This window comes from Curtobacterium sp. Csp1 (genome assembly GCF_013347185.1).
In genome coordinates this window covers 1,041,237-1,053,308 of the sequence record NZ_CP054594.1, presented here as the reverse complement: position 1 = coordinate 1,053,308, position 12,072 = coordinate 1,041,237, and the positions used below count along the sequence as shown (strand labels likewise).

Sequence of the window (12,072 nt, the reverse complement as noted above, 5' to 3'; positions counted from 1 at the left end):
GAGTTTACTGAGGTGGCCGGGCAGCCCGTCGACCCGGCCGGAAGCAGGAGGAACACATGACGTACAACGTCGACAAGTCCGACGCCCAGTGGCGCGAGGAGCTCTCCCCGGACCAGTACGCTGTCCTCCGGCAGGCCGGGACCGAGCGCCCGTGGACCGGTGAGCTGCTCGACGAGGAGCGCGCCGGCGTCTACACGTGTGCGGCCTGCGGAGCGGAGCTGTTCAAGAGCGGCACGAAGTTCGACTCCGGCTGCGGCTGGCCGTCGTTCTACGAGTCGGTGCGCCCCGAGGCCGTCCAGCTCATCGAGGACAAGTCCCTCGGCATGGTCCGCACCGAGGTCCGCTGCGCGAACTGCGGGGGCCACCTGGGGCACGTCTTCCCGGACGGCTTCGGCACCCCGACCGGCGACCGCTACTGCATGAACTCGATCTCGCTCAACTTCGAGGCCGCGGAGTGACCCCCGACGCGCCCCGGTAGAGTGGGCGCGTCAGCCGGCATGGCGCAATTGGTAGCGCACCGTACTTGTAATACGGGGGTTGCGGGTTCGAGTCCCGCTGCCGGCCCTCTCCACCACCTGCGGTTCGGTCGTCCGTGCCTCAGTACAGTTGTCGGGTGAACCGGCCCCGTCTGCTGCTCGTCGCCCTGGTCGCCTGGGTCGGTGTCTTCCTCCTCACCGCGGCGTGGGTGCTCGCGACACCGATCGGCAACGGCCCCGACGAGTCGAACCACTTCGCGAAGGCTGCGGCGACGGTCCGCGGACAGTGGACCGGTGTGCCCACCGGCGCGCAGGGGATCACCACCGTGCGCGTGCCGCAGGCCGTGACGGACCCGCAGGGCGCGGTGCCGTGCGCCGCGCGGGACGCCGCGAAGCCGGCCACGTGCATGCCCGCGTTCTCGACCGCGTCCGGGGACGTCGAGGTCTCGACGGGGGTCGGCGACTACTTCCCCGGCTACTACCTGCTCGTCGGCTGGCCCACGCTCCTGGTCGACGGGGCGCACGGGTACCTGGCGGTGCGGCTCGTGTCCGCGCTGGTCGTCTCCGCGCTCGCCGCGGTGGTGGTCCTGGTCGGGGCGGCGCTCCGGCACCGGCACGCCCTGCCCGCGTGGGCGGCCGTCGCCGTCACCCCGATGACCGTGTACGTCGGGGCGCTCGTCAACCCGAGCTCGGTCGAGATCGCCGGCTGCGCCGCCCTCGCCGCGGTGACCTGGCTCGTGCTCCACGACGGTGCGGGACGGCGGCTGCACTGGTGGCTCGCCCTGCTGGTGGTCTGCGGGGTCGTCGCGGGGTCGATGCGCACGTCGTCGCCCCTCATGGTCGTCGTCGTGGTGGTCGGGGTCCTGCTGACCGACGTCCCCGCCGCGCTCCGGCTCATGCGCCGTCGCTCCGTGCTCACCGCCCTGGGCGCCGCGGTCGTCCTGCTCGTGCCGGCCGTGCTCTGGTCGGCCTTCGTCGCCGGCCCCGCTGGCTACATCCCGTCGTCGCCGGAGCGCTACGGCTTCGTCGAGGGCACGCTGAAGACCCTCGCCCTCACGCCGAAGTGGGGCGAGCAGATGGTCGGCGTGTTCGGCTGGTTCGACACCACCCTGCCCGCGTGGATCGTCACGGCGTGGGCGATGGGGATCGGCCTCGTCGTGTTCGCCGGGCTCGCGGTCCGCCGTCGCGCGCTGCCCGGCACCGTGTTCCTCGTCGCCGCGACGGTGCTCGTGCCCGCCGTGCTGCAGGGCATCGGCGCCGCGGACTACGGGATCATCTGGCAGGGGCGGTACGGGCTGCCGCTGTTCGTCGCGACGCTGATCGTGGTCGGGCTCGCCGCCGACCGGGACGTGCTGCGGACCCGTGCCCTGCGACCGCTCGTCGTCGTGGTGCCGGTCCTCGCCGCGGTGGGGTAGGTCGTCGCGTTCGCGGTGGTGCTCCGGCGCTACGCCGTCGGGGTCTCCGCGCCGTGGAGCGAGGTCCTCGGTGCCCAGGCCTGGCACCCGCCGGGCGGCACGGTGCTGGCGTTCGTCCTGCTGCTCGTCGGCCTCGCGATGGTCGGCGCCGCGCTCGCGGCGACGACGCCGGCGTCCATGGGATCGGTGCTCGCCGGGCGCCGTGCCGGCGGGAAGCCGGCCGTACCGGCCCACCACGCCGCAGCCGACTGAGGCCGCGGTCACGGCGAAGGGCCCGGATGATCACTCATCCGGGCCCTTCGGCGCGTGGAACGCGGATCAGGGGGCGTTCCGGGCGCTCGACGCGGTAACCAGCCGGCCGTGTGACGAGGATGACACCAGAACGGGGGACGTGTCCACAGATCGGCGACTCTTCGCGGCTTCCCGCACGGATGTGCAGGATCCGGCCGCCTCGACTGCGTTCCCGCAGGGAGCCGGCCGGATGCCTGCCGAGTGCCGACCGGTCGCCGAGCCGGGTCAGCGGCCGCCGGTGATCCGGCGCTCGCGCTGCGCGACGCCCGCCGTGCCGTAGGGGTAGTCGTCGACCCGCGGCGCGCTCGCGTCGGTGAGCGCGCGGAGCTCGTCGTCCGTCAGCACGAGGTCGGCCGCACCGAGGTTGTCCTCGAGCTGCGAGACCGTCCGGGCGCCGAGGATGACGCTCGTCACCGCCGGACGGGCGAGCAGCCAGGCCAGGGCGACCTGCGACCTCGAGGCCCCGTGCGCGTCGGCCACGGCGGACACCGCGTCGAGGACCTGCCACGTGCGCTCGTCGCCGTTCCGGGCTTCCCACGCCTCCATGCCGCGCTGGGGGTTCTCGCCGAGTCGGGTCGCGCCGGTGGGGGCCTCGTCGCGCTGGTACTTGCCGGAGAGCCAGCCGCCGGCCAGGGGCGACCACGGCAGCAGGCCGATGCCGGCGTCCAGGCACGCGGGGACGACCTCGTGCTCGATGTCGCGGACGAGCAGGTTGTACTGCGGCTGCAGGGTGACCGGCGGCGCCCAGCCGTGCGCCTTCGCCTCGTACACGGCCTTCGTCACCTGGTAGCCGAGGTAGTTCGAGAAGCCGTACGTGCCGATCTTGCCCGCGGACACGGCGTCGTCGAGGAAGCGCAGGGTCTCCTCGATCGGGGTGAGAGCGTCCCACGCGTGCATCTGGTACAGGTCGATGTGCTCGACGCCGAGCCGCTCGAGCGAGGCGTCGAGGGCGACCCGGAGGTGCCGACGGGACAGGCCGAGGTCGTTCGGACCGTCGCCCTGCGGGAAGCGCCCCTTGGTGGCGAGGACGACCTGCTGCGCCTCGGTCGGGTGCGCGGCGAGCCAACGACCGATGATGCGCTCCGACTCGTCGCCGGAGTACACGTCCGCGGTGTCGACGAGCGTGCCGCCCGCGGCGACGAACGTGTCGAGGATCTGGTGCGAGGTGGGTTCGTCGGCTTCGCTGCCGAACGTCATGGTGCCGAGGGTCAGCGTCGACACCGATGTCCCGCTGTTGCCGAGGAGTCTGTGGTCCATGACCGGGACGCTACGCGCGGGCGTCTGCGTCAGCGAGGACCCACGAGTACCTGTCAGCGCGCGCCGAACGACGTCACTGCGTGGTTCCGCCCCCGAGGAACGCGATCGCCCGCTCGCGGAACGCCCGCGACGTCGGGGCGTTGAAGTGGTTGCGCCCCGGGATCTCGAAGAAGTCCGCGTCCGGTGCCGCCGCCGCGAGCCGCACCGCGTTGTCCTTGATCCCGTCCTCGCTGCCCGCGGCCATCAGGATCGGCTGTGCGGGGGCGTTCTCGGGCGTCGGCTCGATGCTGTCCCGCATCCCCTCGACCATCGCGACGAGGGCCCGCAGGTCGTTCCCCTCCACCCCGGAGGCCATCTGCAGGTACCCGTTCGTGACGCGGTCCTCGATGGGGGTCCCGTCGACGATGTACGCCTTCGCCTGGTCGACGGCCACCCGGCGCATCGGGTCGGCGTCCGGGATGCCGCCGAAGACGGCGCGGGTAACGCGGTCCGGGATCCGCTCGGCGGTGTGCCAACCGACGCGCGCGCCGAGCGAGTACCCGAGGTAGGCGACGTCGGACAGCAGGTAGGTGTCGATGACCGCGGTGACGTCCGCCACGAGCAGGTCCATCGAGTACGCGGACGGGTCGTGCGGCTTCGACGATGCTCCGTGGCCGCGCTGGTCGAGCGCGACGACCCGGTAGCCGGCGCGGACGAGGTCGCGGGTCCAACCGGAGGCGTGCCAGTTGAGCACCGCGCTCGACGCGAAGCCGTGCACCGCGACGACGACGGGGGCGTCCGGGTCGCCGAAGTCGTAGGTGGCGAGCTTCAGCCCGTCCGGGGACATCACGGCACGTGGTCGGGGCGCTTCGGGGACGAGTGACATGGCGCGACCAGGCTACCGGGGCATGGTGGTCGACATGGACGGCTACGGCGGCGATCAGGTCCGGGCGGCGGAGCGGCCGCACCTCGAGGCGGGCGAGCCCCTCATGCAGCGGGCGGCCGACGGCCTCGCCCGGGTCGTGGGCGACCTGCTCGACGACCCCGCGGTCCGTCCGCAGGACGGGCCCGGTTCGGTGCTGGTCCTCGCCGGCAGCGGCGACAACGGCGGTGACGCCCTGTTCGCGGCGGCGCGGCTGGCGTCGGCCGGGAGGCACGTGGCGGTCGTGCGCGTCGGCCGACGTGTGCACGAGGCGGGCCTGGTAGCCGCGCTGGGAGCCGGGGCGCGCCTCCTGGCCGGTCCGACCCCGCCCCGTGGCGGGGTCGCGGCCGCCGGCGCTGCCGACGTGTTGCGGGCGGCGGTCGTGTCGGACGGCGAGCGGCTCGCGGCGCTGACCGCGGAGGCCGCGGAGCGGGCCGACCTGCTGCTCGACGGCGTCCTCGGCATCGGGGTGCGGGGCGCCACCGCGCTGCGTTCCCCCGCCCGCGAGGTCGTCGACGCGGTCCGGGAGCTCGCCCGCGACCAGCGCGCACCGTACGTCGTCGCCGTCGACGTGCCGAGCGGCATCGACGTCGACACGGGCGGCGTGGCCGACGACCACGTGCTGCACGCGGACGTGACGGTGACGTTCGGCGCGGTGAAGGCGGGGCTCCTGCGGGGGCCCGGTGCCACCCTCGCCGGGCGCATCGAGCTCGTGGACGTCGGCATCGGTGACGAGCTCGCGGCCGTGGAGCCCCTCGTCCGGACCTGACCGCCCCGGACCCCGGCCCGGGACCGGGACCGGGACCGGGACGGTGTCGCCGGGTCAGTGCCCGCCGGCGTCCACCCCGTCGACGACGTCCGGTCGCGCCTCGAGCCAGGTGTCGACGAAGTGCCGGTAGTTCGCCGCGATCAGCCGCTCGGCGCCCTCGTGGTCGAGGCCCTCGTGCACGACGTCGTCGAGCGCGTCCTCCCAGTTGCTCCGGCCGATCGCGAACCCGACGAACCCGTCCACCGGGGCCGCCGTCCGGAGCCAGTGGTCGAGCTGCTCCTCCGGGGCGTCCCGGCCGAGCACGATGCACTGCACGCCGTCCCGGCCACCCGCGCGGACGGCCTCGACCACGCGTCGGGCGCCCTCGGAGCGGTCGAGCCCCTCGAGCTTCCACACGTCCGGTTCGACGCCGTGCTCCTGCAGGTACCCGACGACCTCGACGACGAGCCCGGGGCGGACGTCGCGGTCGTAGTCCGTCCCGCCGTCCCGCTGCTGCTCGTCCGTCGCGGGGACGAGGAGCTCGACGAGGAACGGTCGCCCGGCGTCGTGCAGGGTGCGGGACACCGCCGCGAGCCGCTCGGCCTGTGCGGCGCGCTCGTCGGCGTCGAAACCGGGGTTGTCGCGGACGAGCACCTTCACGAAGTCCGGGTCGAACGCGTCGACGTGCGCGACCCAGTCGTCGCCGTACTCCAGCTCGAACCACTCCCGGCCCGACCGCTCGACCGGCATCGCGAGCACCAGCCCGGCCTCCTTGACCAGCCGTGCGACGTCGGCGCCGTAGCGCTCGTCGACGAGGACGCCCGTGCGTGCCCGGGACGCGCCGGCGGCCAGCGCCGCGAGCACACCGCGGTAGACGAGCTGCTTGCCGGCGCGGACCCGCTCGGCGTCGGCCTCGTCGGCCGGCTCACCGGAGTCGTCGCCGTAGGTGTGCTCCAGCAGCGAGGACCGCTGGTCCATCGCGAAGAGGAAGAGGGGGTGCTGTTCGTCGAGGTCGGCCATGCCGGCCATGTTCCTCGCCGTCCCTCCGCGCCGACCCGGCGAGCGGGTACGTTCTGGCGCATGACCTTCAACGACGACTCCAGGCTGTCCGGCGGCAAGGTGCAGCGTCGCGGTCGCGGGGCGGCGATCGGCGGCGGCGCGGTGGGCATCGGCGCGATCGTGGTGTTCCTCGTCGCGCAGTTCACGGGCGTCGACCTCACGCCGTTCCTCGGCGGGGACGGGACCACCCAGATCCAGCAGCAGGGCGACACCGTCGACGCGGCGTCCCGGTGCCGGACCGGCCGCGACGCGAACCTCGACGTGGAGTGCCGGATGGAGGGCGCCGCGGAGTCGCTCGACGCCTACTGGATCCGGGAGTCCCGCGACCTCGGCACGGACTACGCCACCCCGGGCTTCGTGCTCTTCGACGGCTCGACGGGCACCGGGTGCGGGCAGGCGTCCGCCGCGACGGGACCGTTCTACTGCCCGCCGGACCGATCGATCTACCTCGACACCGCGTTCTACGACGACCTGCAGTCCCGCTACGGCTCGTCCGGCGGACCGCTCGCGCAGATGTACGTCGTCGCACACGAGTGGGGCCACCACGTGCAGCAGCTGCAGGGCACGTTCGCGGCGACCGACCGGTCCGGCACCGGAGCGTCGTCGGGGAGCGTCCGCGTCGAGCTGCAGGCGGACTGCTACGCGGGCGCCTGGGTGGGCGCGGCCGCGACGACGAAGGACGCCGACGGGCAGACCTTCTTCGAGCCGATCACGCGCGACCAGATCCGGGACGCCCTGTCGGCCGCGAGCGCGGTCGGCGACGACAGCATCCAGGAGCGGGCCACCGGCAGCGTCGACCCGGACTCGTTCACGCACGGGTCGAGCGCGCAGCGCCAGGCGTGGTTCACGCGCGGGTACGAGCAGGGCGTGACCCGGTGCGACACCTTCAGCGTGCCGGGGTCCGCGCTGTAACGGCTGGCCGGCGCTGCCGGGCGGCCGGCTACTCGGCGGACGGCGTGGCCGACGCGCTCGGCGTCGGCGTCGGCGTGCCCTCGGTCGCCCCCGCGGCGGACACAACGAACGTGCGGAAGTCGTCGTTGGTGATCGGGGAGGTGAGCTCGTACTGCTTGCCGTTCACGAGCACGAGCGGCGTACCGGGGAAGTCCTGCAGGTCCGAACCCGGGACGTCGCCAGCCGTCACCGCGGTCGTCCGCTCGTCGACCCACTTCGCGAAGGTCTGGTCGGCGATGCAGTCCCGGATCGCACCGGCGTCGCGGATCCCGTCCACCCCGGTGACGATGCGCTGCAGCTGTGCGTCGGTGAGCCCCGCGGTGCCCTGCTCCGGCTGGCGGGCGAAGAGCGCCTGGTTCACGGCGTAGAACTGGTCGGGCGAGCGGTCCGCCACGCACGCGGCGGCGTTCGCGGCCCGGAGCGAGTACTTCGTGCCCTGCGACCGGTTCGACAGGGTCGCGATCGGGTGGATGTCGACCGTGGCGGCACCGGACTCGGCGAGGCTCGCGATGTAGTCGCCGTTCGCCTTCTCGAACTGGCCGCACGTCGGGCAGAGGTAGTCGACGTACATCGTGATGCGGACGCTCGGCGCCGCGGTCGCGCTCGGGTCGGCCGACGGCGAGGCGTCCGAGGAAGCGGACGAACCCGACCCCACGGCCTTCAGGTCCTGCCCGATGGTGATGCCGCCCTGCGACATGTTCGCGGGTCCGGGGCCGGCGGGCTGCGTCGAGTCGACGAGCACCAGCGTGACGACGGCCGCCGCCGCGACGAGCACGACGCCCAGGCCGATCTGCAGGCCGAGCCGGGTCCCGCGCTGCCGGCGCTTCTGCTGCGTCCGGATCCGCTGGGCCCGCTGTCGCGCGGCCTCTCGTCGTTCGTTGCGCGCGGCGCGTGCGTCACCCTCGGGGCGGTTGGTCATGCGTCGATGGTCCTCACGTCGATCCTGGTGTCCGCACGGCTTCCCCCGCACGCCGGACGGACCCGCCGATCGTAGTGGTCCTTCCTGGGACCAGCCAACCAGGTCGTCCGGGGCACTGGCGCTGCGGGGGGAACTCGTGTTGTATGAGCATCGATGGTCGACGGCGACCATCCGGGGCCCCATCGGGCAACCGCTTCACAACGGATCGTCCGGCACGTACCTGCCGGTGAAGGAAGGATCGAACGCTCATGGCGTCCGTCACCTACGACAAGGCAACCCGTCTCTACCCCGGAGGCAACCGCCCCGCGGTCGACTCCCTCGACCTGGACATCGCCGACGGCGAGTTCCTCGTCCTCGTCGGCCCCTCCGGCTGCGGCAAGTCGACCTCGCTGCGCATGCTCGCCGGCCTCGAAGAGGTCAACTCCGGTGCGATCCGCATCGGCGAACGCGACGTCACCGACGTCCCGCCGAAGGACCGCGACATCGCGATGGTCTTCCAGAACTACGCGCTGTACCCGCACATGACCGTCGCCGAGAACATGGGCTTCGCGCTCAAGATCGCCGGTGTCGGCAAGGAAGAGCGCGCCACCCGCGTGCAGGAGGCCGCCAAGCTCCTGGACCTCGAGCAGTACCTCGGCCGCAAGCCGAAGGCGCTCTCCGGTGGTCAGCGTCAGCGCGTCGCGATGGGCCGCGCCATCGTCCGTCAGCCGCAGGTGTTCCTCATGGACGAGCCGCTGTCGAACCTCGACGCCAAGCTCCGCGTCCAGACCCGCACGCAGATCGCCTCGCTGCAGCGTCGCCTCGGCGTCACCACGGTCTACGTCACGCACGACCAGACCGAGGCGCTGACCATGGGCGACCGCATCGCGGTGCTCAAGGACGGCATCCTGCAGCAGGTCGGCACCCCGCGCGACCTGTACGAGAAGCCGAACAACGTGTTCGTCGCCGGCTTCATCGGTTCGCCCGCCATGAACCTGCTCCCGGCCGACGTCGTCGAGGGCGGGATCAAGTTCGGCACGCTGAACCACGCGATCGACCGCGACACGCTGTCGAACGCGCGCGCCGGGCAGATCACCGTCGGCATCCGTCCCGAGGACGTCATCGTCTCGACCTCGGGCGAGGGCCTGCCGGTCACGGTCGACGTCGTCGAGGAGCTCGGCGCCGACGGCTACCTGTACGGTCACGCCGACGTGAACGGCCAGCGCGCCGACATCGTCGCCCGTGTCGACGGTCGCTCGCACCCCTCGATCGGTGACACGATCGTGATCGCGCCGAAGCAGGGCCACGTCCACGCCTTCGACACCGAGTCGGGCGAGCGTCTCGACGACAAGGCCGTCGTCAGCGCCTGACGCTGGAACAGCCCGACGGGAGGCGCGGTGCCAGCTGGCACCGCGCCTCCCGTCTGCCAGCCGCGCGTACCAGCAGGAGCCACCCGTACCAACAGGAGCCAACCGTGCCCGACTCCATGTCCATCACCGCAGCCACCGTCGACCCCGGTCTCCTCGACCTGCCGTGGGACCTGCCGCTCGAGGACTGGCCGGACGACGTCATCGTCGCGCTCCCGAAGGGCATCTCGCGGCACCTCGTCCGCTTCGTGCACCTGAGCGGGTACGTGGCCGCCGTGAAGGAGACCGGCGAAGAGGTCGCCCGTGCGGAGTACGAGATGCTCAAGACGCTGCAGCGCATGGACGTGCCGTGTGTGGACCCCGTGGCGGTCATCACGAACCGCGTCGACGAGCACGGCGAGCCGCTGCACCCGGTGCTCGTCACCCGGCACCTGCGCTTCTCGCTGCCGTACCGGGCGCTGTACTCGCAGACCCTCCGCCCGGAGACGGCGACGCGACTCGTCGACGCCCTCGCCCTGCTGCTCGTCCGGCTGCACGTGATCGGCTTCTACTGGGGCGACGTCTCGCTCTCGAACACGCTGTTCCGCCGTGACGCCGGCGCGTTCGCGGCCTACCTGGTCGACGCCGAGACCGGCAAGCTCTACCCCGGCGGACTGTCGAACGGGCAGCGCGAGAACGACCTCGAGGTCGCGCGCGTCAACATCGCGGGCGAGCTGCTCGACCTCGAGGCCGGTGGGCGGCTCGACGAGAACGCCGACGCCGTGGACGTGTCGAACCGCATCGTGGCGCAGTACCGGACGCTCTGGAAGGAGCTCACCGGCACCGAGCAGTTCGACATCAAGGAGCGCTGGCGCATCAACGACCGGGTCGAGCGGCTCAACGCGCTCGGCTTCGACATCGAGGAGCTGTCGATCCACACGACAGAGGGCGGCTCGCAGGTGCGGATCCAGCCCAAGGTCGTGGACGCGGGGCATCACCAGCGCCGGCTGCTCCGCCTGACCGGACTGGACGCGGGCGAGAACCAGGCGCGGCGGCTGCTCAACGACCTCGATGCGTACCGGGCGCGCAACGGCCGGGACCGGCTCGACGAGGAGATGGTGGCGCACGAGTGGGTCTCGCGCGTGTTCGAGCCCGTCGTGCGCTCGATCCCGCGGGACCTGCGCGGACGGCTCGAGCCCGCCGAGGTCTTCCACGAGCTGCTCGAGCACCGCTGGTACATGTCCCAGGAGGAGGAGCGTTCGGTCTCCCTCCCCGAGGCCACGACCGCGTACATCAACGACGTGCTCCGGCACCGCCGCGACGAGCGCCTGCTGATCAACCCGCCGACCTCGTCCATGACGCTGCCGATCCCGGTCGTCGACGACGCAGACGCAGCGTCCGACGAGGAGGACGTCGAGGACTGGCGCGCGAGCGTCTGACGCTGCCGGGTCACGCGCCTTCCGGGGCGCGCCTGGCCCGCTCGCGGCCCGCGAGCGGGCCAGATCTGTCACGTTCGCGGCCCGCAGCCGACACTTGGTGCATGCTCGGCGGACCGCACGCGGCACGTCGTGAACGCTCGCGGCGCGAGACGGGCGGGCGGACGGACAGGAGGCCCGGTGCCGGTCACGTGGACCGGCACCGGGCCTTGCGGTGGTCGCGCTGGTGTGCGCAGCGCTCGTCCGCGCAGCGCTCGTCGCTTACTGGGCGCGTCGGCGCCGGGCGACCTCCCACAGGGTGACGCTCGCGGCGATGCCGGCGTTGAGCGACTCCGTGGCGCTCGAGATCGGGATCGAGACGATCGCGTCGCAGGTCTCGGTGACCAGGCGCGACAGGCCCTTGCCCTCGGACCCGACGACGATCACGATCGGCCGGTCGGCGAGCTCGAGGGCGTCGAGCTCCACGTCACCGTCACCGTCGAGGCCGAGCACGAAGAGGCCCATCGACTTGAGCGACTTCAGGGTCTGCGTCAGGTTCGGCGCCATCGCGACCGGGGTGCGGGCGGCGGCACCGGCGGAGGTCTTCCACGCCGACGCGGTCACCCCGACCGAGCGACGCTGCGGCACGATGACGCCGTGCCCGCCGAACGCCGCAGTCGAGCGGATGATCGCGCCGAGGTTCCGCGGGTCGGTGATGCCGTCGAGCGCCACCATGAGCGGCACCTGATCGCGGGAGAACGCACGCTCGGCCAGGTCCTCGGCGACCGCGTACTCGTACGCCGGCACCTTGAGCGCGACGCCCTGGTGCACGCTGTCGTGCCCGGTGATGCGGTCGAGCTCCGGCCGCATGATCTCCATGATCGGGACACCTCGGTGGTTCGCCAGCGCCAGGATCTCCTTGACGCGGTCGTCGACCTCGATGCGGGCGGCGACGTAGAGCGTCGTCGAGGGCGTCTTCGTGCGCAGGGCCTCGAGCACGGAGTTGCGTCCGGTCACGAGCTCCGAGTCGTCGGTCTTCCGCTGCGGCGGGCGGCCGGTGCGCTGCTGCGGCGAGCTCGAGGCGCCGTGGCGACCCCGAGCGGCCTCGAAGCGCTCCTTGGCGGCCTTGCGCTTGCCGGCGGGGTGGTACGGCCGGTCCTCGGCCTTCGGCGTGGGCTTGCGCCCCTCGAGCGCCTGCGCGCCCTGGCCGCCGGAGCCGACCTGCTTGTTGCCCTTGCGGCCGGAGCGGACGGCGCCGGGCCGGCCCTTCTTGCTCCCCGAGACGTTCTTCATTGCTCTCTCCTGTCCGGCACGG

12 protein-coding genes and 1 tRNA gene are annotated in these 12,072 nt (G+C 72.7%); 8 read left to right on the top strand and 5 right to left on the bottom strand.

All coding sequences use genetic code 11. The features are described 5' to 3' along the window. The first annotated feature begins 56 nt into the window (after positions 1–56). From msrB to HUN58_RS05185, 4 genes are all read left to right on the top strand, one after another. A complete protein-coding gene (msrB, locus tag HUN58_RS05200; protein WP_058740477.1) occupies positions 57–458 on the top strand; it encodes a peptide-methionine (R)-S-oxide reductase MsrB in 402 nt (133 codons plus the stop codon). 33 nt (positions 459–491) lie between these two features. Further along, a tRNA-Thr gene (locus HUN58_RS05195) sits at positions 492–564 on the top strand. Positions 565–613: 49 nt separating this feature from the next. Beyond that, positions 614–1,891, top strand: coding sequence for a DUF2142 domain-containing protein (locus HUN58_RS05190; protein ID WP_180224613.1), 1,278 nt, complete (start codon positions 614–616; stop codon positions 1,889–1,891). Positions 1,892–1,906: 15 nt separating this feature from the next. Then, positions 1,907–2,143 (top strand): hypothetical protein, encoded by a 237-nt coding sequence (locus tag HUN58_RS05185; RefSeq protein ID WP_180224612.1) that lies wholly within the window; start codon positions 1,907–1,909, stop codon positions 2,141–2,143. A gap of 264 nt (positions 2,144–2,407) precedes the next feature. Here the strand turns inward: HUN58_RS05185 and HUN58_RS05180 are convergent, their stop codons facing one another. Together HUN58_RS05180 and HUN58_RS05175 are read right to left on the bottom strand one after the other, a co-directional pair. Further along, complete coding sequence (locus HUN58_RS05180; RefSeq protein WP_180224611.1) at positions 2,408–3,439, bottom strand: aldo/keto reductase; 1,032 nt, start codon at positions 3,437–3,439, stop codon at positions 2,408–2,410. Positions 3,440–3,512: 73 nt separating this feature from the next. After that, on the bottom strand, positions 3,513–4,304 hold the full coding sequence (locus HUN58_RS05175) for an alpha/beta fold hydrolase (RefSeq protein ID WP_180224610.1): 792 nt from the start codon (positions 4,302–4,304) through the stop codon (positions 3,513–3,515). A 22-nt stretch (positions 4,305–4,326) separates the two neighbouring features. Between HUN58_RS05175 and HUN58_RS05170 the strand changes: the two genes are divergently transcribed. Further along, a complete protein-coding gene (locus HUN58_RS05170; protein WP_180226104.1) occupies positions 4,327–5,109 on the top strand; it encodes an NAD(P)H-hydrate epimerase in 783 nt (260 codons plus the stop codon). A gap of 54 nt (positions 5,110–5,163) precedes the next feature. Here the strand turns inward: HUN58_RS05170 and HUN58_RS05165 are convergent, their stop codons facing one another. Next, complete coding sequence (locus HUN58_RS05165) at positions 5,164–6,108, bottom strand: 2-deoxy-5-keto-D-gluconate 6-phosphate aldolase domain-containing protein (protein WP_180224609.1); 945 nt, start codon at positions 6,106–6,108, stop codon at positions 5,164–5,166. A 60-nt stretch (positions 6,109–6,168) separates the two neighbouring features. On the opposite strand from HUN58_RS05165, the gene HUN58_RS05160 reads away from it, so the two are divergent. Next, complete coding sequence (locus HUN58_RS05160) at positions 6,169–7,059, top strand: neutral zinc metallopeptidase (RefSeq protein ID WP_114849462.1); 891 nt, start codon at positions 6,169–6,171, stop codon at positions 7,057–7,059. 28 nt (positions 7,060–7,087) lie between these two features. Here HUN58_RS05160 and HUN58_RS05155 read toward each other — a convergent pair whose 3' ends face one another. Next, entirely contained in the window at positions 7,088–8,017 is a 930-nt protein-coding gene (locus tag HUN58_RS05155; RefSeq protein WP_167510151.1) for a thioredoxin domain-containing protein, read from the bottom strand. 248 nt (positions 8,018–8,265) lie between these two features. On the opposite strand from HUN58_RS05155, the gene HUN58_RS05150 reads away from it, so the two are divergent. Both HUN58_RS05150 and HUN58_RS05145 read left to right on the top strand, forming a co-directional pair. Then, positions 8,266–9,366, top strand: a complete 1,101-nt coding sequence (locus HUN58_RS05150) for an ABC transporter ATP-binding protein (RefSeq protein WP_058740485.1) — start codon at positions 8,266–8,268, stop codon at positions 9,364–9,366. 104 nt (positions 9,367–9,470) lie between these two features. After that, entirely contained in the window at positions 9,471–10,781 is a 1,311-nt protein-coding gene (locus tag HUN58_RS05145) for a DUF4032 domain-containing protein (protein WP_114849460.1), read from the top strand. Between the two features lie 258 nt (positions 10,782–11,039). On the opposite strand, the gene rlmB is transcribed toward HUN58_RS05145, so the two are convergent. Further along, positions 11,040–12,050: a 23S rRNA (guanosine(2251)-2'-O)-methyltransferase RlmB gene (gene rlmB, locus HUN58_RS05140; RefSeq protein ID WP_058740486.1), complete on the bottom strand. Its 1,011-nt coding sequence runs from the start codon at positions 12,048–12,050 to the stop codon at positions 11,040–11,042. Positions 12,051–12,072 lie beyond the last annotated feature (22 nt).